Origin of the sequence: Bradyrhizobium liaoningense, assembly GCF_018130825.1 — a bacterium.
In the GTDB taxonomy this organism is placed as follows: domain Bacteria; phylum Pseudomonadota; class Alphaproteobacteria; order Rhizobiales; family Xanthobacteraceae; genus Bradyrhizobium; species Bradyrhizobium liaoningense_B.
Window position 1 is genome coordinate 678,837 of the sequence record NZ_JAFCJS010000002.1, and the last position, 25,502, is coordinate 704,338.

At 65.8% G+C, this 25,502-nt stretch carries 20 protein-coding genes; 8 read left to right on the forward strand and 12 right to left on the reverse strand.

Translation table 11 applies throughout. From position 1 onward, the window contains the following. Nucleotides 1-75: 75 nt before the first annotated feature. The 3 genes from JQ603_RS11630 (at nucleotide 76) to JQ603_RS11640 (ending at nucleotide 3,538) form a co-directional block, all read left to right on the forward strand. Complete coding sequence (locus JQ603_RS11630) at nucleotides 76-1,818, forward strand: peptidoglycan-binding protein (protein ID WP_212339604.1); 1,743 nt, start codon at nucleotides 76-78, stop codon at nucleotides 1,816-1,818. 342 nt (nucleotides 1,819-2,160) lie between these two features. Beyond that, nucleotides 2,161-2,796 (forward strand): response regulator transcription factor, encoded by a 636-nt coding sequence (locus tag JQ603_RS11635; RefSeq protein WP_212339605.1) that lies wholly within the window; start codon nucleotides 2,161-2,163, stop codon nucleotides 2,794-2,796. Nucleotides 2,797-3,112: 316 nt separating this feature from the next. Next, complete coding sequence (locus JQ603_RS11640) at nucleotides 3,113-3,538, forward strand: hypothetical protein (protein ID WP_212339606.1); 426 nt, start codon at nucleotides 3,113-3,115, stop codon at nucleotides 3,536-3,538. A gap of 67 nt (nucleotides 3,539-3,605) precedes the next feature. Here the strand turns inward: JQ603_RS11640 and JQ603_RS11645 are convergent, their stop codons facing one another. The 3 genes from JQ603_RS11645 to JQ603_RS11655 all read right to left on the reverse strand — a co-directional run bounded on the left by JQ603_RS11645 (nucleotide 3,606) and on the right by JQ603_RS11655 (nucleotide 10,161). Continuing rightward, nucleotides 3,606-6,191: an EAL domain-containing protein gene (locus tag JQ603_RS11645; protein ID WP_212339607.1), complete on the reverse strand. Its 2,586-nt coding sequence runs from the start codon at nucleotides 6,189-6,191 to the stop codon at nucleotides 3,606-3,608. A gap of 156 nt (nucleotides 6,192-6,347) precedes the next feature. Continuing rightward, nucleotides 6,348-7,643 carry an MFS transporter gene (locus JQ603_RS11650; protein ID WP_212339608.1) on the reverse strand — a complete coding sequence of 432 codons (1,296 nt, stop codon included), beginning with the start codon at nucleotides 7,641-7,643 and terminating at the stop codon, nucleotides 6,348-6,350. An 88-nt stretch (nucleotides 7,644-7,731) separates the two neighbouring features. Next, on the reverse strand, nucleotides 7,732-10,161 hold the full coding sequence (locus JQ603_RS11655) for a bifunctional diguanylate cyclase/phosphodiesterase (RefSeq protein ID WP_212339985.1): 2,430 nt from the start codon (nucleotides 10,159-10,161) through the stop codon (nucleotides 7,732-7,734). 287 nt (nucleotides 10,162-10,448) lie between these two features. Here JQ603_RS11655 and JQ603_RS11660 point away from each other — a divergent pair, with 287 nt between their 5' ends. Next, the gene (locus JQ603_RS11660) at nucleotides 10,449-11,615 is read left to right on the forward strand and encodes an ABC transporter substrate-binding protein (RefSeq protein WP_212339609.1); all 1,167 of its coding nucleotides are present in this window, start codon (nucleotides 10,449-10,451) and stop codon (nucleotides 11,613-11,615) included. A gap of 3 nt (nucleotides 11,616-11,618) precedes the next feature. Here the strand turns inward: JQ603_RS11660 and JQ603_RS38290 are convergent, their stop codons facing one another. The 5 genes from JQ603_RS38290 to JQ603_RS11680 form a co-directional block, all read right to left on the reverse strand. Then, a complete protein-coding gene (locus tag JQ603_RS38290; RefSeq protein WP_283817423.1) occupies nucleotides 11,619-11,744 on the reverse strand; it encodes a hypothetical protein in 126 nt (41 codons plus the stop codon). Between the two features lie 85 nt (nucleotides 11,745-11,829). Beyond that, nucleotides 11,830-12,807, reverse strand: a complete 978-nt coding sequence (locus JQ603_RS11665; RefSeq protein ID WP_212339610.1) for a hydroxyacid dehydrogenase — start codon at nucleotides 12,805-12,807, stop codon at nucleotides 11,830-11,832. A gap of 12 nt (nucleotides 12,808-12,819) precedes the next feature. Further along, nucleotides 12,820-14,673: a TRAP transporter large permease gene (locus tag JQ603_RS11670; protein WP_212339986.1), complete on the reverse strand. Its 1,854-nt coding sequence runs from the start codon at nucleotides 14,671-14,673 to the stop codon at nucleotides 12,820-12,822. Nucleotides 14,674-14,707: 34 nt separating this feature from the next. Beyond that, a complete protein-coding gene (locus JQ603_RS11675; RefSeq protein WP_212339611.1) occupies nucleotides 14,708-15,739 on the reverse strand; it encodes a TRAP transporter substrate-binding protein in 1,032 nt (343 codons plus the stop codon). Between the two features lie 352 nt (nucleotides 15,740-16,091). Then, complete coding sequence (locus JQ603_RS11680; protein WP_212339612.1) at nucleotides 16,092-16,535, reverse strand: DoxX family protein; 444 nt, start codon at nucleotides 16,533-16,535, stop codon at nucleotides 16,092-16,094. Nucleotides 16,536-16,631: 96 nt separating this feature from the next. Here JQ603_RS11680 and JQ603_RS11685 point away from each other — a divergent pair, with 96 nt between their 5' ends. The 3 genes from JQ603_RS11685 to JQ603_RS11695 all read left to right on the forward strand — a co-directional run bounded on the left by JQ603_RS11685 (nucleotide 16,632) and on the right by JQ603_RS11695 (nucleotide 21,100). Beyond that, complete coding sequence (locus tag JQ603_RS11685; protein ID WP_212339613.1) at nucleotides 16,632-17,552, forward strand: LysR family transcriptional regulator; 921 nt, start codon at nucleotides 16,632-16,634, stop codon at nucleotides 17,550-17,552. Between the two features lie 143 nt (nucleotides 17,553-17,695). Continuing rightward, entirely contained in the window at nucleotides 17,696-19,183 is a 1,488-nt protein-coding gene (locus JQ603_RS11690; RefSeq protein WP_212339614.1) for a caspase family protein, read from the forward strand. Between the two features lie 237 nt (nucleotides 19,184-19,420). After that, complete coding sequence (locus tag JQ603_RS11695; protein WP_212339615.1) at nucleotides 19,421-21,100, forward strand: SulP family inorganic anion transporter; 1,680 nt, start codon at nucleotides 19,421-19,423, stop codon at nucleotides 21,098-21,100. Nucleotides 21,101-21,106: 6 nt separating this feature from the next. Here JQ603_RS11695 and JQ603_RS11700 read toward each other — a convergent pair whose 3' ends face one another. The 3 genes from JQ603_RS11700 to JQ603_RS11710 form a co-directional block, all read right to left on the reverse strand. Then, on the reverse strand, nucleotides 21,107-21,469 hold the full coding sequence (locus tag JQ603_RS11700; protein WP_212339616.1) for a hypothetical protein: 363 nt from the start codon (nucleotides 21,467-21,469) through the stop codon (nucleotides 21,107-21,109). Between the two features lie 119 nt (nucleotides 21,470-21,588). Further along, complete coding sequence (locus JQ603_RS11705; protein WP_212339617.1) at nucleotides 21,589-22,902, reverse strand: Spy/CpxP family protein refolding chaperone; 1,314 nt, start codon at nucleotides 22,900-22,902, stop codon at nucleotides 21,589-21,591. An 88-nt stretch (nucleotides 22,903-22,990) separates the two neighbouring features. Beyond that, on the reverse strand, nucleotides 22,991-24,415 hold the full coding sequence (locus JQ603_RS11710) for an FAD-binding oxidoreductase (protein WP_212339618.1): 1,425 nt from the start codon (nucleotides 24,413-24,415) through the stop codon (nucleotides 22,991-22,993). A gap of 85 nt (nucleotides 24,416-24,500) precedes the next feature. Between JQ603_RS11710 and JQ603_RS11715 the strand changes: the two genes are divergently transcribed. Continuing rightward, a complete protein-coding gene (locus JQ603_RS11715) occupies nucleotides 24,501-25,004 on the forward strand; it encodes a thioesterase family protein (protein WP_212339619.1) in 504 nt (167 codons plus the stop codon). Between the two features lie 131 nt (nucleotides 25,005-25,135). Here JQ603_RS11715 and JQ603_RS11720 read toward each other — a convergent pair whose 3' ends face one another. Then, the gene (locus JQ603_RS11720; protein WP_212339620.1) at nucleotides 25,136-25,309 is read right to left on the reverse strand and encodes a DUF1328 domain-containing protein; all 174 of its coding nucleotides are present in this window, start codon (nucleotides 25,307-25,309) and stop codon (nucleotides 25,136-25,138) included. Nucleotides 25,310-25,502 lie beyond the last annotated feature (193 nt).

Genomic DNA, 25,502 nt, shown 5'->3' on the forward strand with positions numbered 1-25,502 from the left:
ACGTTCAACGCGCGCGGTCGCGTCACGACGGAACCGGAGCAATTGCAGCGAGCAAATCAAATCAAGGAGTCTCAGATGAACACGAGAAAGAACAAGCTTTTGCTGACCACGGCAGTCCTTCTCGCCGGCGTCAGTCTGGCATCGGCGCAAGGCATGCGTGAACGTGAAGGTGCCGGCGGAAGCGGCATGAGCACCGGTGGCGGAGCCAGCGGAGGTGCTGCGGAACGCGGACGATCCGGTGCGACGTCGCAGGGCGCCGCCGGTGCCTCACGCAGCGAAGGGATGACGCAGGGCCGCGCGGGCGGTCGGGCCGAAGGTTCCTCTGCAGCGCACGACAGCAGCCGGGCCGCGGACAAGGACGACAAGCAGACCATCGGTCAGGGCCGCGACGGCGCGCGCCAATCGCAATCGGAGCAAAGCAAGCAAGGCAAGGACCAGACGGTCGGCCAGAGCCGTGGCGACAGGGACCAGGCGCGTCAATCCAAGTCCGAGAGCGACAAGAGCGGCAAGCAGACGGTCGGACAGAGCCGCAACGACCGCGACCGTACATATCAGTCGCAGGGCACCGAACAGAACAAGAGTACCACGACGGGCGCCAATACCAGGGACAATGCCCAGGATAGGAATGCACAGGGCAAGAATGCCCAGGGCAAGAACGCGCAGGGTCAGAGCACGACGACCACCGGCGCGAACACCAAGAGCACCGCCCAAGACCGGAACGCCCAAGACAGGAACGCACAAGACAAGAACGCACAGGATCCGCGCACGACGACGACCGGCGCGAACACTGGCGGCAGTGCCCAGGGTAACGTCCAAAACCAGAGTACCCAGCAGAGTCAGGGCACTGCGACAGGGACCAACGCGCAAGGTCAGGCCAACGCTCAGGCTCAGACCCAGGGCGCGGCCACCCAGAGCATGTCCGGCCGCGTGCAGGTGAATGCGCAGCAGCAGACGCAGCTGCAGCAGTCGGTGCTGAACTCACGCAATGTGGACCGCGTGCGCGTCAACACCAATGCCATCAACTTCCGGGTCAATGCCGGCGTGGTCGTGCCGCGGAACATCTCCGTGGTCTCGGTCGCGGCTTATCCCGCGCTGATCGATGTCTATCCTGACTACCGCGACGACAGCTTCTTCGTCGTCGACGACGAGATCATCGTCACCGACCGCAGCCGCAGGATCGTCGACGTCATTCCCGCTGGGCCGCGGACGCGCTATGCCCGGAGCGGTGGCCCGAGCGGTGGTGGCGGCAGCATCGCTGCGCTGAATCTCAGCCCCGACGAGATCCGCGTTGTTCAGCGGGTCCTGATCGAACGCCGCATGCTGTCCGGCGAAGCCGACGGCGTCCTCGGGCCGGGTACACGCAGGGCATTGATGACCTTCCAGAGACAGGAAGGCTTCCAGGCCACCGGCTCGATCGACACCCGCACTGTCGCTGCGCTCGGCGTGTCCAACCAGATCAGCGCCACGCAGGGCCAGTCGACCACAGTCGGCCAGGGCGGCAACAACCAGTCGATGCCGCAAAACACGACCGGCCAAAACACCGGCCAGAGCAACGCGCCGGCGCAGCAGAACCAGACCACCGGTCAGGCTCCGCAGAACCAGCCGTCCACAACCGGCCAGACTCAGCAGAACCAACCAGCCGCCTCGGGTCAGGCCACCACGCAACCGCCGTCGGGCCAGACCACCGGCCAGGCTCCGGCACAAAGCAGCACTCCGTCCACCAGTCAGCCCAGTACTAACCAGAACACGCAGACTGAACAGACCAACCAGAACAGTGCGCCGCCGCCTTCGACGTCCAGTCAGCCGAGCCAGAAGTAGAGCGGCTGACCACACGCTTCCGAGCCCCGCCTCCCCGGCGGGGCTCTTTCGCTACGGCCAGCAGCATTCAAGGCGATGACCTGCAGCAAGCGGGACGGTGCCATGTTGAAATGACGACGCGCCCTCATTCGGCCCTATCTCGCGTCCGCGCGCATTTGCGATCAAAAGGACACACCCAACGTCCGGTGCCGTATGCTGTAGCAAATTTAATTTGCACCTCGCGATTGCAGGACGTAACTGCCACTCAAGAGCGACGTGATCCGGCAATGACCGGACGAGAAGGCGCTGCACCAACAGCAAGAAAAGCAAGCAAAGCAGCTACTTTTCGTTCAGGAGAATTCATTGCCCGGCATCGTCCATGTCGTGGATGACGACGCATCGTACCTATCGGCCATCCAACAAGTTCTAGAGGCAAGCGGATACCGCGTCGCCACCTATGCATCGGCGCAGCAATTGCTGGAACAGCGGCTCGACCAGATCAAGGGCTGCATTCTGCTGGACGTCAGGATGCCGGGCATGAGCGGGCTCGAGTTGCAGAACCGCTTGACCGAGCGCGGCTCGACACTGCCCATCATCTTCCTGAGCGCTTATCCCGACGTCAGCATCACCGTGAAGGCGATCAAGGCGGGGGCGGATGACTTCTTCATCAAGCCTGTCGGCGCGGATGATCTCTTGAGAGCCATCGCACGCGCGATCGCGCGGCATCGCGACGCGCGCGAACTCGACGGCGAGCTGGAAGCACTTCGGCGCCGGCTTTCGACGCTCACTCCGCGCCAGCGGCAGGTCTTCGAGATCATCGTCCAGGGCAAGACGAGCAAGCATGCCGCGCGCGAGCTCGGCAGCACCGAGCGGACCATCAAGGCGCATCGGAGCGCGATCATGGACAAGCTTCAGGTCCAATCGGTGGTCGAACTGGTCAGGATCGCCGAGCGGCTCGGCGTGCTCGGCGCAAAGGACGAGCCGGGCGCGACCGTATGAGGTGACGCGCGGCCGCTGCCAGCGCGGCGTGGCTTTAGGTTCGATTGCCGCGGACATGTTCTCCTCTTCCGCTTGCGGGAGCAGAACAGGCCACCATTCCGCGGAGACCCCGGTTCGACGCTTACGAGGTAGAAGCGGACATCAGCCGGCCGACAATATCTGCTGAAGCCCTCGAAAATAACCCAAAGCGGAAGTAAGGGGTTAAGCTATCGCTACTCGATAACCGGACTTTTGCTGCTTCGCGCTCAGGTGCTCTTAGATCTTAGGGAATATCTTCCGAGATTGGCTTGATCTCGATTCCCATTCGACGATTGCTATGACTGATCCCGAACCCGAAGAAACCAAGGCTCAATGCTTTGCGGCATTACCGAGATGGAAGCGATGGCTCGTCTACCTCGGCATCATTGACGGCCAATTCTTACTTATGAGCGATGCCGAAAGGCAAAAAATCAAGGCCGAGCAGACCAGACGATTGTTGGAAGATTTTCCGACATGGAGCAGGTTGCTCGCGACAGCGGGGCTTGTGGCCGCCGCGATTGCCGGACCCTTGCAACTCTACCTGTCAGGACAATTGACGATTGGGTCGAGCAAGCTCGGATGGACCAGAACGATCATTCCCTCTGAAGAGCCTGCGCTGTTCGTTACGACATTGCTTCTTCTAGAGTGCACTTTGGTTTCGATGCTCTATATCACAACCAAAGTCTTCTACTTCAATGGCGAACAGTCATCACGCAAACGATAGATGGGGCCAACAAAGGGCGCAGATCCCAAGCTGACGTCGTCATCCGCCGGGTTGATAGGTACACGGCCTACGCCGACCGCTTCACGGGCTCGCGTTCCACCGTCGCAACATCCAGCCGCCCCAGCATCGCCCTCGCCTGCTCGGCGCAGTGCTCGATCAGCCAGCGCTCGAAGGCGACGGGGGCGAGTGCGGGGGCGTAGAGGAATCCTTGCACGACGTCGCAGCCGAGCTCGGCCAGCGTCCTGCGCTGGCCCTCGGTCTCGACGCCCTCGGCGACGACGGTCATGCCGAGGCCCTGGCCGACGCGCACCACGGCGGTGGCGATCGCCAGCGCGCCAGCGTCACGCTCGATATCGCGCATGAAACTGCGATCGATCTTGAGCTCGCGGATCGGCAGATGGGCGAGACGGCTGAGGCTGGAATAGCCGGTGCCGAAATCGTCCACCGAGAGCCCGACACCGAGCTCGCGGATTGCGTTCATGGTCTCGAGCGCGGCGACGCCGTCCTGCATGAACACGCCCTCGGTGATCTCGAGCATCAGGGCATCCGGCGGCAGGTCGTATTCGGCGAGGATGTCCTTGAGCCGCGCGGCCAGCGTGACGTTGCGGAAGTTGATCGGCGACAGGTTCACGGAGACGCTGGGGATATTGAGCCCGGCGCGGCGCCAGCTCGCCATCTGCCGGCAGGCCTCGCGCACCGACCACAGGCCGATCTGCTCGATCAGGCCGCATTCCTCGGCGAGCGGGATGAATTTTGCCGGCGAGATGTCGCCGAGCTCGGCATCGTGCCAGCGTGCCAGTGCCTCCACGCCGTGGACGGCGCCGTCGCAGCTGCGGATCTGCGGCTGGTAGCTGAGGCTGAGCGCGCCGTCCGCGATGGCGCGGCGCAGTGCGGCGATCAGTGCCAGACGCTGCTCGGTGAGCCCGTTCATCTCGGCGCTGAACAGGCGATGGGTGGAGCGGCCGGCCTGCTTGGCCATGTACATGGCGGCGTCGGCCTGCTGCATCAGCGTGTCGATGTCCGTCGCGTGATCGGGATAGAGGCTGATGCCGATGCTGGCCGACATCGGCATCAGCTTCGATCCGAGCCGCAAGGGCGCGGCCAGCGCTTCGGTGATCCCGGCCGCGATGCGCTCGGCGGCCTCGGCGTTGCGCTGCGGCAGCAGGATGACGAACTCGTCGCCGCCGAGCCGTCCCAGCATGTCCTCAGGACCGATATGCTCGCGCAGGCGCTGCGCAAGCTGGATCAAGAGCTCGTCGCCGGCGGCGTGGCCGAGCGTGTCGTTGACGTCCTTGAAATGATCGACGTCGAGGAAGGCCAGCGCGACATGGCTGCCGGTCGGGCAGGCATCGATCGCCGTCGTGATCAGGTGCCGCAGCTGCGCGCGGTTGGGCAGGCCGGTGAGGATGTCGTGATAGGCGAGGCGCGCGATCTCGGCGCGCGCTTCCTTGCGCTCGATCGCGAAGGCGCCGAGGTCGACGCAGGCCTCGACGATGCGGCGATGCCAGTTGCTCGGCGCACGCGGCTCGCAATAGTAAAAGGCGAAGGTCGCGATGACGCGGCCGTCCTTGGCCTTGATCGGTGTCGACCAGCAGGCGCGCAGGCCGACCGCGAGCGGCATGGCCTTGTAAGGCTGCCAGTGCGGGTCGGTGTCGATGTCCTCGGCCAGGACCGGCACGCCGTAGAAGGCCGCGGTCCCGCAGGAGCCGACATTGGGGCCGATCGCGACGCCGTCCAGCGCGCGGGAATAATCCTCCGGCAGGCTCGGGCCGCCGAGCGGATGGACCAATCCGGCGGCGTCGACGTGAAGCAGCGAGCAGACCACGTCGGGCGCGATTTCCTCGACCCGGCGACACAGCCTGTCGGCGATGTCGGTGATCGGAACCTCGTCGGCGAGCGCGCCCATGATCAGTTGCTGGAGCGAGCGCAGCTGCTTGGTCTCGGTGATGTCCTCGATCAGCGCGAAGATATGCTTGACCCGGCCCTTCCTGTCGCGGAACACATCGATGCGGGCGCAGACCCAGATCTCCTCGCCGTCCTTGTCGTAGACGAGCACCTCGACCTCGCCGCGGTGGCCGCCAGTCATCAGGCGCCTGACGAGATTCACGACGGACTTGCGATCGGTGTGGCGACCGGCGATCAGCTCGCCCGCGCGGCGCCCCTCGGCCTCCTCGCTGGTATAGCCGAACAGCGCCGTGAACGCGGAATTGACGTAGACGATGTTCTGCTCGACGTCGGTGATGATCACCGCGCGGTTGGTCTGGTCGGAGACCGCGTGGAGCAGCCCGATCCTGACGCGGCGTTCGGCATCGAGGGTGACGTCGCGCGCGAACACGATGCGATGGGGCGCGCCGTCGACCGTCGCCGACGAGATCGCGACCTGCGCCTTGATACGGCTGCCGTCGCGCCGCACCAGGCTGATCTCCTCGCGGACGTCGGCGGTCGTACCGGCTTCGAGACATCTGAGGCTGAGAACGGCGGCATCGCGGCCGAGCACCTCGGTGGCGGCAAGCTTCCAGATCCGCTCCGCGGCGGGGTTGAAATGGGTGATGCGACGCGCTTCGTCGACGATGACGATGCCGTCGTCGGCGCGTTCGAGCGCGGCGCGCAGCACGTCCGGAGTTTCTGTGACAAGGCGATCGGAGGCGGACATCGTCTGAACCGGCGGCATCGGGAAATGCGGCAATCGGCGAGAGGTTAACGCTCCGACGGTGTCCAAGACGTTTTTGCAATTCCGCCGCACCGCGCCAAGACGCGGCATGCTTAACGTTCGGCGAAAACGGCAGAGGTATATTGATGCGTCCGGAACCTATTCGGATGCCGGTTTGAGCTTGTGCAGCCGCCCGGCTACGGCGCGCACCTTGCCCGGCGAGGCCCGCCACACCGACAGCGCCGACAAGCCGCTCACGACCATCGCAATGGCGAAGGCGAGCGTGTAGTCGCCGGTGCGATCATAGAGCAGGCCCGTGAGCCAGGGACCTGCCGCACCGCCCGCCAGTGCGGCGAGCATGATGGTGCCGAAGATGCTGCCCTGGTGCCGGCCCTGGAAAATCTCGAACACCACCGCGCCCATGATCGAGGTGAGGCCGTAGCCGAGCGCGCCTTGCGTGAACACCATGACGTAAACCAGCCAGAGCGACGGCTGGAACTTGAGCGCGATCAGCGCCGCGAAACAGATCGCAAAGCCTGCGCAGCTGATCGCCCAGACCCACTCACGCCCGATGCGATCCGAGATATAGCCGAGCGCGATCTGGCCGGGAATGCCGAGCAGGCTGACGATGCCGAGCGCCCACACCGCAACACCGGGGCTGAAGCCGATATCGAGCAGGAATTTGGTCTGGTGCACCTGCACCGCGTACCAGATATACAGGCCGGAGAAATAGCCGATTGCGATCCACCAGAACCGCGCGGTCCGGACGGCACGCTTCAGCGTCCAGTCGGTGTTGACCCAGACCGGATCGACGATGTTGGAGACCGGCTTCGCCGCGCCTGCGGCATGCGCCGCGTCGCCATCCGGCTGAAGGCCGATATCCTCGGGGCGCTTGTGCAGCAGCAGATTGATCGGCGCCAGCGCGATCAGGACGAGCAGGCCCATCGCGGTGCAGGCGGTGCGCCAGCCGGTCTGCTCGATCATGTGCTGCACCCATGGCAGCAGCGTCACCGAGCCGATGCCGACGCCGGCAAAGGCGATGCCGATGGCAAAGCCACGCTTGCGGATGAACCAGTTCGGCAGGAACAATGACTGGCCGGAATAGCCGAGACAGACGCTGCCGGCGCCGACCATGACGCCGATGGTGAGATAGAGATGCCAGGGCTGGCTGGTGAGCGGCGCCAGCAGCAGCCCGCCGCCCATCAGCACCACGCCGAGCTCCATCACCGCACGTGGACCGGCACGATCCATCAGACGGCCGATCAGCGGGCTCGCGACACCCGAGGCCACGAAGCCGAAGGAGAAGGCGCCCGCGGTGATGCCGCGCTCCCAGCCGAATTCGGAAATGATCGGCGGAAAGAACAATGAGAAGGCGGTGCGCGCGTTGACGCCGATGGCCATGGTGACGAAGGTCACGGCGACCACGACCCAGCCGTAGAAGAACGGAAGCCGCATTTTTCTATTTCATCCCTGGATGGTGCTACCGACCATCCGAGGCGGCCCGGGTCAAGCGATTTCGGCGCATGCCCGTCGGGCGGTGAGCTCAGGCGGCGTCGAGCTGGGAAGATTCAACGGTCGCACCCAGCTCAATCTCATTGACCGGCTGCGGACGCCCGAACAGATAGCCCTGGGCAAAGTTGACGCCGAGCGCCCTCAGCCGCTCGAACTCCTCTCCCGTCTCGACGCCCTCGGCGGTGACCGACATGTCCAGCCCGCGCGCCAGCGTCACGATCGAGGAGATGATGGCGGAAGAGCGCGGCTGGTGCGTGAGGTTGCGGATGAACGACTTGTCGATCTTGATCTTGTCGAACGGGAACGCGGTGAGATAGCTGAGCGAGGAATAGCCGGTGCCGAAATCGTCGAGCGCGAGCTCGATGCCGATGCTCTTCAGCCGCTCCATGAAGGCGTGGTTCTCGACGCCGCGCTCCAGCAGCACGGATTCGGTGATCTCGATCTCCAGCCGATCGGGCGACAGGCCGGAATCCGCGAGCGCCGCGCAGATCATCTCGAACAGCTCGGCTTCCTTGAACTGGATCGGCGAGAGATTCACGGCGACCATGAGGTCGGAGGGCCAGCCGGCCGCATCCGCGCAGGCGCGCCGCAGCACGAATTCGCCGAGCGGAACGATCAACCCGGTCTCCTCGGCAAGTGGAATGAACTGATCCGGCGGAATCAATCCGCGGCTCGGATGCCGCCAGCGCACCAGCGCCTCGAAGCCGCGCCGCGCGCCGCTCGTGGCATCGACAAACGGCTGGTAGTGCACCTCGAGCTGGCAGCGCGCGATCGCGTCGCGCAAATCCCCTTCCAGCGTGTTGCGTGCCTCGAGCTCGGCCGACATCGCCTCGTCGTAGACGGTGAAGCAGTTGCGGCCGGCCGATTTCGAGCGGTAGAGCGCAAGGTCGGCCTTCTTCAGCAGCTGCTCCTGGTCGCTGCCGTGATCCGGCGCGATCGCAATGCCGATGCTGGTGCCGATCTCGACGCGATGGCCGGGCAGCAGGAACGGCTGCGCCACGAGCTTGGCGATCCGTGCCGCGAGCTCCGTGGAGCAGGCGCGCTGATCCTCGCAAGACTCCTGGATGATGGCGAACTCGTCGCCGCCGAGCCGCGCCAGCACGTCGGTGGCGCGCAGCGCGGATTTCAGCCGCTGCGCGACCTGACGCAGGAGCACGTCGCCGGCGCCGTGACCGAGGGAGTCGTTGACGTTCTTGAAGCGGTCGAGATCGAGCATCAGGATCGAGAAGGTCGCACCGCTATCGTCAAGCCGGCGGTTGAGCTCGTCGAGCCGGGCGAGGAAGAAGGCGCGGTTCGGCAGGCCGGTCAGAATGTCGGTCTGTGCGAGCTCGAGCACCCGCCGGTTCGCCAGCGACAGCCGCCGCGAATTGCGGCTGGCGAGCATGAGATAGGTCGACAGCGACAGCGTGAGCAGCATGCCGACGATGAGGACCGCGACCGCGCGATCATATGCCGTCTCCAGCGCGCCGCCGGCCGTCGGCATGGCGCGCACCTGCCAGTCGGTATCGCCGATCTTGAGACCGCCCGACCAGTGCAGAACCCGCGCGACGTCCCGCATCGACTGCGGCACGGTGGCGGCGGACGAAAAGTCCGGCAGCATGTCCTCGAGGCTGACGATCTGGCCGGTGAAGGGCGGATAGACGTTCACGCTGACCGCGGGGCTTGCGCCGGTGGTCACGCGAATGGACTGGATCAGCAGCGGCAGATCGAAGACGCCGACCACGAAGCCGGCCAGATTGCGGCGCCGGTCCGCGACCGTCTCGCGCGACGTTCCCTTGGCGTAGACGGGAATGGCGACGAGGACGTCGGGCAGCCGGCCGCCTTCCTTGGGCTCGTAGAGACGGGTACGGACGGCCGCCACCCGATCGTTGTCGCGGGCACGCTCCAGCACCGCGAGGCGTTCCGGGATGCTCGCGTAATCCATGCCGTAGACCTGCGACGTCTTCGGCTGCGTCGAGTAGAACACCGGGAAATATTCGTCGCTCTGCGGCGCGGCCGCGAAGGCATCGCCCTGAGGCACCTTGATGCGGTAGCCGGACACGCCGTCGGTGATCGCGGCGGCCTCGTATTCGGCGCGCTCCTTGCGGTTCACGCGCGGCAGCCAGGCGATGCGCAACATGCCGGGATGGCGCTCGAACAGGCGCGCGCTGAAGGTCTCGAATTCGCTGCGGCTGATTTCCTCGTTGGTCGATTCGAACAGCGTGCGCAGCGCGACCAGCCTGGAGATGTACTCGCCCATGCCGTTCTGCATGACGATCGCTTCGGTTTCGGCTGCGTTCTCGAACTCGATTTTGTTGACGCGGTTCTCCCATCGCGCAACGGCGGCGGCGCCCACGACCGAGAACAGAAGCCCGACGGCGACAGCGACCAGCGCAGGGCGATAGAGCCCGAGCAGCGGCGCGGCACGCCACCATCCGGTCTTCCGCTTCCGATCCTGATCGTTCTGATCGCGACCGCCCATCCTGATCCGCACGTCCCCCTTCGGCGCGGCGGCACGAACTTGTGGTTGAGCCACCGGAACTTCTATCGGACAAGGATCGGGGTTAAGAACTGCACAATTTCGGAACCAGGGCGTCCCGCATTGCGCGCTTTAGTTAACGACTGCCCTGCAAGCCGCTGCAGACTGGAAATAACTTGCCGCTTTTACCCGGAGTCTTACGGTTCGGCGTTGCGACGCCGGTTAGCGAGCTGTTCAGCCTGCAGAACTATCATTCCAATACGCTCATCCTGCATCCGGCACCCCTCCCCATGACCCGATCGCGCTCCGCGACACGCCTCGCCTTGACCATCGTCTTGCTGGCAGCAAGCCTGCTGCCGGCGAAAGGCGGCGAGGTCGGCGTCAGCGACGATGCGATCCTGTTCGGCCAGGCGGCCGCGCTCGAGGGTCCCTCCTCCGCGCTCGGACAGCGCATGCGGCAAGGCATCGTCGCGGCATTCACCGAGATCAACGAGAGGGGCGGCGTCTACGGCCGCAGGCTCCAGCTCATCAGCCGTGACGACGGCTACGATCCCGATCGCTCGGTCGCGCAGACGCTGCGGCTGATCGAGGACGACAAGGTGTTCGCGCTGATCGGCGCTGTGGGCACGCCGACCGCGATGGCGACGATCCCGATCACCAGCGCCCGGAACATCCCCTTCATCGGCCCATTCAGCGGCGCCGAGTTCCTGCGCGACCTCGAGCTTCCCAATGTCGTCAACATCCGCGCGAGCTACAGCGCGGAGGCCGAGGCCTGGGTCGCGCATCTCACCGAGGATCGTAAGTTCACCCGCATTGGCATCTTTTACCAGGACGATTCATTCGGCCGTGACGGTCTCCTCGGCGTGAAGCGCGCGCTCGCCAAGCGCGGCCTCGAGCTCGCCGCCGAAGGCACCTTCGAGCGCAACACCCGCGCGGTCGGCGCGGCCTGGCGCATGATCAAGCGCGCCGAGCCCGAAGCCATCGTCATGGTCGGGACCTATGGTCCCTGCGCCGAGTTCATCAAGCTGGCGCACCGCAGCGGCGCCTATCCGACCTTCGTCAACATCTCCTTCGTCGGCGCCAATGCGCTCGCCAAGGAGCTCGGCCCCGACGGCGAAGGCGTCATCGTCTCGCAGGTGGTGCCGTTTCCCTGGGATCGTTCGCTCAGGCTCGTCGCCGACTACCAGGCGGCGCTGAAGGCGTTCGACCCGGCGCTGACGCCGGACTTCGTATCACTGGAAGGCTATCTCTCCGGCCGCCTCACCGCCGCGGCGCTGGAGAAGGCCGGCCCGCAACCGACGCGCGCGAGCCTGCTACGCGCCATCAACGAGGTCGGCCGCTTCGACATCAGCGGCAGCATCGTCACCGTCGGCATGCGCGCGATCGAAACGCCGCCGAAGGTGTTTTTGACGGTGATCCAGAAGGACGGAACGTTCAGCGCGGTGGACCGGCTGTAGGACCTAACGATCAGATTTCCTGCCGTTGGCCTGGCCGTAAGGCAGCTTGTTGTCGGGATCAGATGTGAGGCAGGCGCTCAGGAACACGCCGATCAGGACCGCGCATACCGCAGTGATCAGAAACTTCATCTGCTCAACCCTGCTCAATGAACCATCTCACGACAGGCACGGAACTTTGACGTCGCGGGCCCGGACGAGGTTCAAGGCAGGGAGTTCACGGCCGCCGCGTCCAGCGCTCGGCGTTGACGGCGCCCGGCGGCACCTCGCCCTTCACGATCGCTTCCACCTGCCGCACGGTTTCCAGCGACTGGTATTCGATCGCCTGCGGCGTCAATCCGCCGACATGCGGGGTCGCGATGACGTTCGGCAGCTTTGCGAGCTCCGGCGCCGGCATCTGGTCGGGCGCGCGGCCGACATCCATCGCCGCGCCGGCGATGCGGTTCTCGCGCAGCGCGCGTGCGAGCGCAGCTTCGTCGACGAGATTGCCGCGGGAGAGATTGATGAAGACGGCATGCCTCTGCATCCGCGCCAGCGCGGCCTCCCCGATCAGGTTCTCGGTCTGCTCGTTGGCGATGGCGAGGCACACGACATAGTCCGATGCGGCGAGGAGCTCGTCGAGGCCGACCTGCCGGATCGCAGCATCGGTGATGGTCGCGAAGGGATCGGAGACCAGCACCTCCATGCGCAGCACTTTTGCGATCTCGGCGAGATAGCGCCCGATGCTGCCATAGCCGATGATGCCGATGCGACTGCCGGCGAGCTGGCGGCCCATCCGCGCCTCGGGCGTGCGGCCGGCCTGGTAGTCCGCCGTCGTCCGCGACACGCCGCGAGAGAGATCGACCATGAAGCCGAGCGCGAGCTCGGCGACGGCCTGCACGAAGCCGGGCCCGGCCCGGGTCACGAGCACGCCGGCTTGTGAAGCCGCATCCACGTTGACGTTGCGGATATCGACGGCGCAGCGAACGAAGGCCCGCAGGCGCGGCAATTGCGCGAAGATCTCGCCGCGCCCTTCGGTCATGCGATCGGCGACGATGATGTCGGCATCCTTGGCGGCACGCACGAGGCCGGCGGCGTCCAGCGTTTCGTCGCTCTCGTGCAGGATCACCTCGGCGGCCGCGCGCAGGCCGTTCAAGCTGCGATCGCCGTAGTAGTTGCGCCGCATCTCGGGCGTGTGCGCGAGCAGGACCTTCACGACTTCACTCCTTCAGTAGCCGAATGCCCGCGGCAGCGCGGTCGAGAGCCATGGCACGAAGGCGATAACGAGCAGGCAGAGGAATAGCAAGCCAAGATAGCCCATGATCGGCTTGACCGTCTGCTCGATCGGCACGTTGCCGATCAGGCAGGCGCCGTAGAGCCCGAGCCCGAGCGGCGGCGCGAACAGGCCGATGCCCATGGCGATGACGAGCACGACGCCGAAATGCAGAGGATCGACGCCGAGTTGCACCGCCACCGGCAACAGCAGCGGCCCGAAGATGATCAGCGCCGCAGCGCCCTCCAGCACCGAGCCCATCACGATCAGCACGACAATCGCGAGCAGGATGAACAGCCAGACGCCCGAGGTCTTTGACAGTCCCAGCATGAAATCGCCGACCGCATGCGGCACCTGCTGCAGGGTCAGCGTGAACGCGAGCGACTGCGCGGCGGCGACGATGAACAGCACGAGCCCTGCCCTGGTCGCGGCCTGCACAAAGCTGTGCGCGGCCGTCTTGAAGCTGAGCTCGCGGAACACGACACTGCCGACGACCAGCGCATAGGCGACTGCGAACGCCGAGATCTCGGTGGCCGTGGCAAAGCCGCTCTTGAAGCCGAAGAAGATCATGAAGATCAGGCCGAACGCGGCGATCGCGCCGCTCCAGAGCCCGGATACCGGCGCTTGTGGTGCGACGTCCTCGGCCTCCGCCGGCGGCTTGCCGAAGATGATGGACACCGCGATCAGGACCAGCGCCATCAGCGCTGCCGGCAGCAGGCCGGCCATGAACAGGCCGCCGATCGACAGGTTGGCGACGAAGCCGAGGATGATCAGGTTGATGCAAGGCGGAATGGTTTCCGCCATCACTGCGGAGGCGGCGAGCAGCGCCACGGCGCCGCCCGGATTCTGCTTGGAGCGGCGCGCCGCCGGGATCAGCACCGAGCCGACCGCGGCGACATCGGCCATCTTCGACCCTGATATGCCCGAGAACAGCACCATCGAGGCCACCATCACGACGTTGAGGCCGCCGCGCATGCGCCCCACCGCGCGCTGCAACAGCTCGATCAGACGCACCGACATGCCGTTGGCTTCCATGAGGTAGCCGACGAGGATGAAGAACGGGATCGCGAGCAGCACGAAATTGTCGATGCCGCGCGCCATCTGCTGAGCGAAGATGACGCCGGGCAGCGCGCCCTCGACCCAGATGAAGATCAGCGCGGCCAGCGCCAGCGCAAAGCCGATCGGCAAGCCGCCGAACAGCGTTGCGAAGAAGCCGATCAGCATCAAGGTGCCTGCCGACGGCACCGAGGACGGCGACAGATAGTCCCAGGCGAGATAAAGCGCGGTCACTACGATGATCGCAATGAGGCCCCTGACGATATCCGGAAGCGGCCTTGCGCAGAGATGGTCGATCGCGAACACCGTCATGAATAGCGCGCCGACGCCCATCGGATAGAAGGTCAATTCCAGCGGCAGTCCGGAGCCGGTGGTCTGGCCGGCGGTGAGCGAGCCCAGCTTGATGGCGTGATAGGCGACATAGCCGGAGATCAGCACGATCAGCAGCGCGCTGGCGGCATCGACCAGCGAGCGCCGCCGCACCGGCAGGAGATCGCGGAAGAAGGAGACGCCGACATTCTCGCCGCGCGCGAGCGCGCTCGCGGCACCGAAGAAGGCCGAGCCGACCATCAATCCGCGGGCGACGTCATCGGACCATTCGACCGGCGCATTGAAGAAGAAGCGCAGCAGCACGGACGCGCAGACGACCACGAGATCGGCGGCCAGCAGCACGGCCGCGATCGCGTCGCTGAGGCGAAGCAGAAGCGTCATGCTGCCATGGCGGCCGCCCGAGAAGGGCACCGCGGCTGTCATCGCCATTTCGGACTTGGCCATTGGGACTTGGCCATCAGGCTTGCGTCGCGCGGATCATGTCGATGACCGGCTTGGATTCCGGCCGCGCCTTGATGAAGTTCTCGTACTGCGGCGCGACGCGCTTCTTGAACGCTTCACGGTCGCATTCGGCCACCGTCACGCCCTTCTCGGTCAAAGCCGCCAGCGCCTCCTTCTCGACCGCGAGCCCATGAGCACGGGTGTCGACCGCGGCCTTCTTCGCGGCATCGAGAAAACCCTCGCGCAGCTTCGGATCCATGCGGTTGTAGGTCATGTCGCTGAAATAGATCGCGAGCGGCGAGAAATTGTGCTGCGTCAGCGCGTAGGACTTTGACGTCTCGAAGAACTTGCTGGCCAGGATCGTCGGTGGATCATGCTCGAGGCCATCCAGCACACCGGCCTGCAAGGCAGTATAGATCTCGCCGAAGGCCAGCGGCGTCGCGGCCGCGCCCATCAGGCGCAGGCATTCGGTGATGACGGGATTGGGCAGGGTGCGGATCTTGAGGCCGGCGAGATCCTCCGGCGTCTTCACCGGCTTCTTCGCCAGCACGCTGCGAGAGCCGAAATTATAGGCCCAGGCGATGATGCGGATGTTGCCGCCCTTGAGCAGTGCGTCCTCGATCGGCTTGGCGGCGCCGGAATCGAACGCCTTGGTCTGCTGCGGGAAGCTCGAGAACAGAAAGCCGAGATCGAAGGTGCCGACCAGCGGCACCAGGTTGGCCGAGATCGACGAGCCCGACACCATGAGGTCGATGACACCGAGCTTCACCGAGTTGATGACGTCGATTTCCTGGCCGAGCTGGTTGTCGGGAAAGAACGCGACCTCGACCTGCTCACCGAGCCCGTTGCCCTTCAAATTCTTGACGAGGTTGTCGTAGTAGACGCGGCCATTGGCGTATTTGGGATCGTTCGGCAGCGAGGAGGAGCATTTCAGCTTCAGCGTCGCAGCTTCGGCACGGCCGATGATCCCTGGAGAGAGCACGAGGCCGGCGGTGACCGCCGCCGATGACTTGATGAACGCGCGACGGTTCACGGGCACGATGGTCATGGTGCGGTCTCTCCCCAATTATTCTTTTTGCAGCCGCAATCGTTGTCGCGGCGTGTTGGCTCGACTGTATGGCCAAAGCGACGACACAGGCAAGGGATGCGGCCGGCGGCGCCGCGACGGCGCGAGCGACAGGCGCGCTGCAGAAACCGCGACGGAACGCCTTTGTTTATTGGTGTTTTCGCGCATGCCGCATGGCAGCGACAGGGCCTGCCATGCAGGATTGAGAGGGATCGATCCAATTCAGGTATGGATCAATGCCGAACGCATATCGATTGGATTGTACGAAGCAGACAAACGAAAGCCGCGGGATCGTGATCCCGCGGCTCGCAACATTGGAGCGAATGCGGTGACGTCAGCGCGAATGCGCGCCGCTGAGCTGGCCGCCCGCAGCCTGGACATCACGCGAGGGACGCAGCGCGTAGGCGCCGTCGCCGAGCAGGGCCTGCGCCACGAGCGCGATCGCCCAGAAGGCGGGGAATTCCCAGCCGCCCTTCGGATTGGTGAAGAAGAAGCCGGCCGCGCCGTGCACCGTGAAGATTGCGCCGAGCAGGATCGGAATGCCGGCCAGCGCCGCATAGCGGGTCCAGACGCCGAGGATCAGCGCGACGCCGCTGAGCACTTCCACGGTCATGATGAGATAAGCGAGCTCGGGCGGGAAGCCGAGGCTGCCAAAGAACTTTGCGGTGCCGGCCGGGGTGAACACGAACAGCTTCAGGCTGGCATGGGCCAGGAACAGCGCGCCCAGGGTCACGCGCAGCACCAGTGCGGCGTAAGGGGCGGTACGGGAATCGATCATGGCGGTCTCCTTTGCGGCGCAACATGATCTATTCTCGATTCGATGATAATCTGCTATTTTTGAAATATACTTCACACCAATAGAGTGAGATAGGTTTTGCTCGACCGTCTGACCAGCCTGGAAGTCTTCGCGAAGGTCGCCGCGGCCGGCAGTCTCTCCGGTGCGGCCCGGACCATGGGCCTGTCGCAGACCATGGTGACCAAGCATGTCGCCTCGCTGGAGGCGCGGCTCGGCACAAAACTGTTCCACCGTACCACGCGGCGGCTCTCCATCACCGAGGCCGGACGGAGCTATCTGGAATCCGCCGAGCGCATCCTCGCCGACATGGAGACCGCCGACGCCGCGATCGCGCGGGAACGCGTCGAGCCGCGCGGGCTGCTGCGCGTCAACGTCCCCGTCGTGTTCGGCACGAGGCAGATTGCGCCTGCGATCGCGGAGTTCTCGGCCGCCCATCCCGAGGTCACCGTCGAGCTCGGTCTCAACGATCGCCTCGTCGACCTCGCCGAGGAAGGCTGGGACCTCGCGATCCGCATCGGCAGCTTGCGCGACTCCAGCATGGTGGCGCGAAAGCTCGCGCCGAACCGCCTCGTGGTTTGTGCCACACCTTCATATCTGGCCAGGCACGGCACGCCGCGCACCGTCGCCGACCTCGCCCGGCACAATTGCCTCGGCTACACGCTCTCGCAGCAGGCGAGCGCGGCGGAATGGCTGTTCGGCGCAGAGGGCGAGATCCGCGTCCAGGTCAGCGGCACCTTGCGTGCCAACAACGGCGATGCGCTGCGCGCGGCGACGCTGGCCGGCCTTGGCCTCTCGCGGCAACCCACCTTCATCATCGCCGACGATCTTCGCTCAGGCGCGCTCGTCGCGCTCCCGCTCGACCAGCCGGAGATCCAGACGTCGGCGGTCCATGCGGTCTACCTGCCCGATCGCCGTCCGCCGGCCAAGGTGCGCGCTTTCATCGACTTTCTCGCCGCGCGTTTTGCGCCTGTCGCGCCCTGGGACCGCGGACTGCCGTGACGGCGCACGGCCGGACGCGCCGGCCGGGCAGACATCCTGCCCGATTTGTCGCACACGCAACGTGAGCCAGCGCACAGACAGTGTCATGGCCGGGACGTAGAAAAGGTGACATCATCGCGCGCATTGCCGATGGAGGTGACATCATGCGCCGTCCACTCCTTTCCAATTTGCTGCTTGCGTCCGGCCTTCTCGCACTCACACAATTGACGATGCCGACAGATGCCGCGGCCGAAGCGCGGCTTGCGCTGGTGATCGGCCAGTCCGCCTATCGCACCGTGCCGGAACTGCCCAATGCCGCCAACGATGCCAAGGGGATGACCGAGCTGCTCGGCAACGCCGGCTTCACCGTCACGTCGGCAGCCAATCTCGGCCAGAGCGAGATGCGCGCGGCGATCTCCGACTTCGCCGGCAAGGTCAGCGCCAGCGGCGCCGACACCGTCGCGCTGGTCTTCTATGCCGGCCACGGCCTGCAGATCGACGGCGAGAACTATCTGGTGCCCGTCGATCTCGACCCCAAGCGCGAGGCCGACATTCCGCTCCAGGGCGTGCGGCTGAACGACATGCTCAACACGCTCGGCGCGCTGCCAACACGGGCGCGCATCTTCATGCTCGATGCCTGCCGCAACAACCCGTTCCCCGCGCTCAGCGGCGCCGGCCACGGGCTTGCGATCGTCGACACCAAGGCCGGCGCGCCCGGCTCGTTCATTTCCTATTCGACCTCGCCCGGCGCCGAAGCCGAGGACGGCAACGGCGTCGACAGCCCCTACACCACGGCCGCGCTGACCATCGCCAAGCAGCCCAATCTGCCGATCGAGGAAGTGTTCAAGCGCATCCGCGTCGCGGTGGCGCAATCGACCGACGGACGGCAGATCCCCTGGGAAAGCTCGTCGCTGACAACCGACTTCAAGTTCTTCGGCGGCGAGAGCAGCGGTCAGCCGGCTCTCCCGGGTGCGTCCGCCATGGCACTCGCCAGCGGCTCGCGCAGCGTCGCGGACTGGCGCCGGGATTTACAGGGCAAGGAGCCGAAGGCCGCCTATGAGCTCGTGATCGCTGACGACACCGTGGAGGCGTATCAGGCGTATATCGAGCTCTACACGCAGGACGCCCGCACGCCGCGCCTGCGCACGGTGGTGGAGCGCCGGCGCCAGATGCTGGCCTGGGAGCGCGCGGTCGCGATCAACACCCGCGCCTCGTTCGAGGCGTATCTGACGAACTGGGACAATAGCGATCTCGCGGCGACCGCGCGCAGGCTGCTGCTCCGCGTGCAGAACCGCAACTATGCCTTGCCGGTTGCCGTCGCGGCGAGCCCTGCTCCGGTCGCGGTCGCGATGGCGCCGACCTGCCCGTGCGCGACGCCGACGCCTCCGGCGAGCCCGGTCAACCCGGCCGTGGCGCCTGTGATCAAGAAGCGCGTCGACGACACCCCGCCGAAGCGCAAGGTGGTCGAGACGCCGCCGAAGCCGCGCCGGCCGCCGCCTGAAGTAGTGGTCTACGAGCGCGCACCGCCGCCGGATCGCGGCCCGCCGCCCGCCGCCGTGATGCAAGGCATCGGCATCGGAATTGGCCTCGGCATGGGCACGGGTGGCGGCGGCCGCGGCGGCGATTATCACAACGACCGCGGCCGGTACTGAGGCTGCCTATGCGACTCTAGTGCCCCGGACGCAGCGCAGCGCTCTTCAGCGGTGCGCTGCAGAGCCGGGGCCCATCTAACATCGCGTGATACTGCCTCCTGGGTCCCGGCTCTGCGTCGCACCGCTACGCGCTGCGCCGCGTCCGGGACACGGGCGCAGCGGACATCCGCCATCTGCCCCTTCCGAAAATGCTGTAGTCTGATCGGCCAACGCCAGCCCTTCCGGGATTCCAGATCAATGCCGCACGACGCCGACGCCAAGAGCTCAAAAGAGCACGCATGGCCGCTGTTCCGCTCGCTCGCCTCCTATTCCCTGCCGGGCGACCTGATGGCGGGGCTGACGCTGGCGGCGATTGCGATCCCCGAGCAGATGGCCACGGCTCGGCTCGGCGGCTTTGCGCCGCAGATCGGCTTCTTCGCGTTCATGGCCGGCTCGCTCGGCTTCGCGCTGCTCGGCGGCAACCGCTTCCTCTCCTGCGGCGCGGATTCCACGATCACGCCGATCTTCGCCGGCGGGCTTGCCGCGCTCGCCGCAGTCGGCTCGCCGGACTATCAGGGGTACGCGGTCGCGCTGGCGCTGATGGTCGGCGCGATGATGCTCGCCGGCGGCGCCTTCCGCCTTGGCGGCATCGCCAACCTGCTGTCGGTGCCGGTCATGGTCGGCTTTCTCGCCGGCATCTCCGTCCACATCATCGTGTCGCAATTGCCCGGCGTGCTGGGACTGAAGTCGCCGAGCGGGCCGACGCTCGATCGCATCGGCGTGCTTGCCGGCGAGCTTAACCGCAGCAATCCCTTCACCCTGTGCATCGGCCTCGGTGTGCTCGCAACGGTCTTCATCTCCGAGAAGATCAGCGCGAAAATTCCGGGCGCGCTGATCGGGCTCGTCGCCGCGACGCTGGCCGTGATCGCGCTCGGACTCGAAAGCAAGGGTGTCAGCGTGGTCGGCAGCGTGCCGGGCACGCTGCCGCGGCTCACCCTGCCCGAGCTTGCGCCGGAGCATTGGGTGCATCTTGTGTCGCTCGCCTTCGTCATCACGGTCGTGGTGATGGTGCAGACCGCCGCGACCACGCGCTCGTTTCCGTCCGATCCCGACAAGCCTGCCGACGTCGACCGCGACTTCCTCGGCGCCGGCGCCGGCAGCGTGCTGGCCGGCCTGTTCGGTGCGTTTCCGGTCAATGCCAGCCCGCCGCGCACGGGGATCGTCGCCGAGACCGGCGGACAATCGCAGCTCGCGGGGCTTGCGGCCGCGGCAATCGTGCTGGCGCTGCTCGTATTCGGCACGGGACTGCTGCAGCACGTTCCGGACGCAGCGCTCGGCGGCATCCTGCTGTTCGTCGCGCTGCGCATCATCCGCACGAAGCAGATCGCCACGATCTACCGCCAATCTCGAAGCGAATTCCTGCTCATCGTCGCGACCGCGGCGCTGATCATCGTGCTGCCGATCCAGCAGGGCGCATTCCTCGGCATCGTGCTGTCGCTGCTGCACGGCATCTGGAGCACGACGCGGGCACGGCTGGTCGAGTTCGAGCGCGTCCCGGGCACCACGATCTGGTGGCCAACCCATCCGCACATCAGCGGCGAGCGCATCGAGGGCGTTGCCGTGATCGGGCTGCAGGCGCCGCTCTCGTTCCTCAACGCACCGGGTTTCCGCAGCGACGTGGCGAAGGTGCTCGGCACCGCGACGCCGCAACTCCTGGTGCTGGAAGCGAGCGGCATGGTCGAGATCGACTTTACCGCCGCGCAGATCCTGCTCGACATCTTCAAGGCGTGCAACGAGCAGGGCGTCACCGTCGCGCTGGCACGGCTGGAATCGGTGCGCGCGCAGGACGCGTTCGAGCGCTTCAGATTGTACGACGCCCTGCCCCGCGAGCGCGTCTTCCACAGCGTGGAGGAAGCGGTGCGCAAGCTGGCGAAATAGTCGCCCTTACTGCGCCAGCGTCGGGTGATCCCGCTGCACCGTCTCGCGGATCCAGCTGGCATGGATCGCGCGAAACAGGATCTGCGCGGTCTTGAGATCGCCCGCCGCCATGCAGAGATCGACGATGCGATGGACCGCATCATCGCGCATCAACCCATCCGAGATCTTCATCGCGATCTCCATCGCGACCTTGGCCGCGCGCTCGTAGCGCGCGCTTTCGCGCTTGTCGTTGCGCGCCGACCCCGCCGCGCTCGCGGCCGCCGCCTCGCAGATCGCACGAATGCGCGCGGCGGCCTCGATGTCGCCGAGCGGCCCCTCGATGGCTTCGTCCCAGATGTCCTGTCGCGTCTCGCGCGCGAACCACGTCATCGCACCACCATCCGCGATCTCCGAGCCGTCATCTTGCCGCTTCAGCCTCCCTCGAGCATAGGGAGGCCCACCGAGATCGGCGAGGCGATTTTTCCGTCACACTCCATCTCGATGCGCATTCAGGACGTCCGACGTGGTCCGATGGCCTCGAACTGCGCCTTCTGCTCGTCATTCAGCGTGGCGTAGAAATCCTCCAGCGCCGCGCGCACCGACTTGACGCCGTCGAGCATCATGTCGAGCCGCTTGCGGACCGCGGCCATCCGCGCCGGCGGCGTCATCACCTCGCTCGGCTGGCAGGCCGCCTTGAGCGATGCGCTGACCTTGGCACTGGTGTCCTGGAGCACCTGCAGCGCGGCGCGCTGAGTGTCGTTGGGATGAAGCCGGGCCTCGATATCGGTGCCGGGCCAATCGAGCCCAGCAGGCGCACCGCAGGTCTGAACCAGCGATCCCCCGCTGCCGTTGGACGCCGTCGTGCGACGCTGATCTTCCGCCAGCGCGTTGAACCGTGCCTTCTGCTCGTCGGTGAGCGAGCCATAGAATCTGTCGAGCGCGGGCTGAACGAGATCGACGGCTTTCACCATTGCCTCGATACGCTGCTGCATCGCCGCCAGCCGGCCGGGTGCCGTCGCTGCGACCTGCGTCGGACAGGACGTGCGGATCAGCGCTGCAGCGTCGATCGAGGCATTGCCGAGCGCATCGAGACTGGCGCCTTGCGCCTCGGTCGGCTGCACCGCCGCGGCGATCTGGTCGACCGGAAGACCGACGATCGCGCGCCGGTCGCTGCCGCACAGCTGATCCAGCGCAACGCCTCGCGCTTGCCGCCGTCCCTGCGGGCGCTGCGGCAGATAGGCCGACAGGCCATCATAGCCGTAGGGTCCGAAGAGGCCGGCATAGATGTCCGGATAGCCGTAGCCCCAGAAGCCGAGACCGTCGCCCCAGATCGTGTAGTCGTAAAGATCGTTATAGGCGAACGGCCAGAACAGCGGTCCGACCCAGCCATAACCGCCGCCCGGATGCTGCCACCATCCGCTGCTTGCGCCATGCCAGCCGGCGAGCGCGGCCGCCGCCGTGATCTGGGCGCGCGCCGCCGGGTTGCTGATCAGACGACCGTTGCGGAAGGCGCTGGAATGCAGGTTGAGAGCGTTGCGGAAATTCGCAGGGCGCACGGACGCATTGCGGATCTGACCGAAATTCGAACCGTGTCGGCCGCCCGTTGCAAACCGCATCGCGCGATGATGACCGCCCCCATGCGCATGCCCGAAGCCGTGGCCACGGAAATGGCCGCCGCCGTGATGGCCATGCCCGCCGCCGTGACCACCGCCATGTCCGCCACCATGTCCGCCACCGTGACCGCCACCGCCCTTGCCCAGAGCCGTCCCCGCCAGCACGCAGGCAAGCGCCATCACGGCAATTCCAATGACCGGTCGCAACATCGCATCCTCCCGCAAAGCCGCGCCATTGAGGCATCGGAAATTGTCGGGAATTGGAACCGCTCCGGCTGCCGAAAGTTCCCGGACTGCGTTACACCTCCGGCACGATCTTGCCGGGATTGAAGATATTGAGCGGATCGAGCGCCTTTTTCAGCGCCCGCATCGCGTCCAGCGCCTCGGGGCCGAGCTCGGCCTTGAGATATTTCTGCTTGCCCTGGCCGATGCCGTGCTCGCCGGTGCAGGTGCCGTCCATCGCCTGCGCGCGCTCGACCAGGCGGTGCATGAATTCCTCGCCGCGCGCCATCTCGGCGGCGTCGTTGGTGTCGCAGACCAGCGAGCAGTGGAAATTGCCGTCGCCGACATGGCCGACGATCGGCGACAACAAATTGAGGCGCCTGAGATCTTCCTCGGTCTCGCTGACGCAGTCGGCAAGCCGCGAGATCGGCACGCAGACGTCGGTTGCGACCACGCCGATGCTGTCGCCGGGGCGCAGCGCCTTCACCGACCAATAGGCGTCGTGCCGGGCCTGCCACAGCTTGGTGCGATCCTCGGGCTTGGTGGTCCAGGAGAATTCGCCGCCGCCGCAGTCCTTTGCGATCTCGCCGAACGCCTTGGACTGCTCGGCGACCTCGATCTCGCTGCCGTGGAATTCCATCAAGAGCAGCGGCGTCTCCGGCAGCGTCAGCTTCGAATAGGCGTTGCAGGCCTTCACCTGCGCGGCGTTGAGCAGCTCGATGCGCGCCACGGGAATGCCGGTCTGGATCGCCAGGATCACCGCCTGACACGCCCCGTGCACGGACTCAAATGACACCGCGCCGGCTGCGATCGTCTCGGGGATGCCGCGCAGGCGGATCGTCAGTTCCGAGATGATGCCGAGCGTGCCTTCGGCGCCGACGAACAGATGCGTCAGGTCGTAGCCTGCGGACGATTTCTTCGCGCGCGTACCCGTGGTGATGATCTCGCCGTCGCCGCGCACCACCTTCAGCGCCAGCACGCTGTCGCGCATGGTGCCGTAGCGCACCGCATTGGTGCCGGAGGCGCGCGTCGAGGCCATGCCGCCGAGGGAAGCATCCGCGCCGGGGTCGATGGGGAAGAACAGGCCCTGGTCGCGCAGGTGCTCGTTCAGCGCCTTGCGGGTGACGCCGGGCTGGATCACGCAATCGAGGTCCTCGGCATGCACCGCGAGCACCTTGTTCATGTCGCGCAGATCGATCGAGATGCCGCCGGCGGGCGCGTTGACCTGCCCTTCCAGCGAGGTACCAGTGCCGAAGGCGATCACGGGCACGCAGTTCTTCGCACAGATCCGCACCACGTCCTGGATGTCGGCGGTCTCCTGCGCCATCACCACGCCGTCCGGCGGCTGGTTGACGATCCACGTGGTGGTATGGCCGTGCTGCTCGCGGACGGCCTGCGAGGTGATGAGGCGGTTGCCGAAGCGTGCGGCAAGCTGTTCCAGCGCGCTCGCGAGGGCTTTCGGCTCAGGCCGCGGCGGATTATTGGTGATGGTCGTACCCACGGAAATTCCTCCGACAGAACAACCGTGGCAAAGGACATATAACCGGTCAAGTCAAGGGACCGGACGCATAGCTTGGGAAGGACACATGCCGGAGACCGCCGCTTCGCCCAACGCGGAGCCGTTCCGCTCCTCGATCATGCAGATCGAGCCGCAATGGATCGACTACAACGGCCATCTCAACATGGCCTATTACAACGTGATGTTCGACCGGGCGATCGACGAGTTCTGGCTCGAGCTCGGGATTGGCCCGGTCTACAAGAAAGAGCGCCACGGCTCGACCTTCACTGCCGAATGCCATGTGCGCTATTTGCGCGAGATCCATCTCGGCGATCCCGTGCAGATCCTGGTGTGGCTGCTGGCAGCCGACGACAAGCGGCTGCACACATTCGAGGAGATGAGGCACGGCACCGAGGGCTGGCTGTCAGCCACATCGGAAAACATGTCGCTGCACATGGACATGAAGGCGCGGCGCGTTGCGTCGTTTCCGCCCGACATCCAGCAGCGCATCGCAGGCATTGCCAGGGCCCATAGCGCCCTGTCGCGCCCCGAGGGCATCGGCCGCAGCGTGGCGATGCCCTCGAAGCGGTAGCTAAGCCGACCTCTCTAGCCCCTCATCCTGAGGAGCCCGCGAAGCGGGCGTCTCGAAGGATGCAAGGCCACAGTCGGGCCTGCATGGTTCGAGACGCGCGTTCCGCGCTCCTCACCATGAGGATAACACCGCTATATCCTGGTTCGGCCGCGTGCCAAGCCGATCACGGCCGAGACCAGGAACAGCACGACCGCGATGAAGAAGATGATCTTGGCGATCTCGATCGAGGCGCCGGCGATGCCGCCGAAGCCCAGGATGCCGGCGATCAGTGCGATAACCAGAAACGTCACAACCCAGCCTAGCATGGTCAAACCCTCGTCTTGATGTCTCTCGGCACGGCTGGCCGCGCCACCTGCCCAGACAATCTCGACGCGGGAACGATGGTTCCGAGACGTATAACGGCGAAATTCACCCCTGCCGCAGGAACAAATCGGCCCGCCACGTACGTGGAAAACCTGGCATCGCCGCCCCATATAGGGACCAATCCCTGTTAAGAAG

Excerpts from the sequence above, each read along its gene's own strand:
- JQ603_RS11660 (WP_212339609.1), top strand. The coding sequence starts at position 10,449 with ATGACCCGATCGCGCTCCGCGACACGCCTCGCCTTGACCATCGTCTTG.
- JQ603_RS11680 (WP_212339612.1), bottom strand. The coding sequence starts at position 16,535 with ATGATCGATTCCCGTACCGCCCCTTACGCCGCACTGGTGCTGCGCGTG.
- JQ603_RS38290 (WP_283817423.1), bottom strand. The coding sequence starts at position 11,744 with ATGAAGTTTCTGATCACTGCGGTATGCGCGGTCCTGATCGGCGTGTTC.
- JQ603_RS11705 (WP_212339617.1), bottom strand. The coding sequence starts at position 22,902 with ATGTTGCGACCGGTCATTGGAATTGCCGTGATGGCGCTTGCCTGCGTG.
- JQ603_RS11720 (WP_212339620.1), bottom strand. The coding sequence starts at position 25,309 with ATGCTAGGCTGGGTTGTGACGTTTCTGGTTATCGCACTGATCGCCGGC.
- JQ603_RS11650 (WP_212339608.1), bottom strand. The coding sequence starts at position 7,643 with ATGCGGCTTCCGTTCTTCTACGGCTGGGTCGTGGTCGCCGTGACCTTC.
- JQ603_RS11675 (WP_212339611.1), bottom strand. The coding sequence starts at position 15,739 with ATGACCATCGTGCCCGTGAACCGTCGCGCGTTCATCAAGTCATCGGCG.
- JQ603_RS11630 (WP_212339604.1), top strand. The coding sequence starts at position 76 with ATGAACACGAGAAAGAACAAGCTTTTGCTGACCACGGCAGTCCTTCTC.
- JQ603_RS11690 (WP_212339614.1), top strand. The coding sequence starts at position 17,696 with ATGCGCCGTCCACTCCTTTCCAATTTGCTGCTTGCGTCCGGCCTTCTC.
- JQ603_RS11670 (WP_212339986.1), bottom strand. The coding sequence starts at position 14,673 with ATGACAGCCGCGGTGCCCTTCTCGGGCGGCCGCCATGGCAGCATGACG.
- JQ603_RS11645 (WP_212339607.1), bottom strand. The coding sequence starts at position 6,191 with ATGTCCGCCTCCGATCGCCTTGTCACAGAAACTCCGGACGTGCTGCGC.
- JQ603_RS11640 (WP_212339606.1), top strand. The coding sequence starts at position 3,113 with ATGACTGATCCCGAACCCGAAGAAACCAAGGCTCAATGCTTTGCGGCA.
- JQ603_RS11715 (WP_212339619.1), top strand. The coding sequence starts at position 24,501 with ATGCCGGAGACCGCCGCTTCGCCCAACGCGGAGCCGTTCCGCTCCTCG.
- JQ603_RS11695 (WP_212339615.1), top strand. The coding sequence starts at position 19,421 with ATGCCGCACGACGCCGACGCCAAGAGCTCAAAAGAGCACGCATGGCCG.
- JQ603_RS11655 (WP_212339985.1), bottom strand. The coding sequence starts at position 10,161 with ATGGGCGGTCGCGATCAGAACGATCAGGATCGGAAGCGGAAGACCGGA.
- JQ603_RS11700 (WP_212339616.1), bottom strand. The coding sequence starts at position 21,469 with ATGACGTGGTTCGCGCGCGAGACGCGACAGGACATCTGGGACGAAGCC.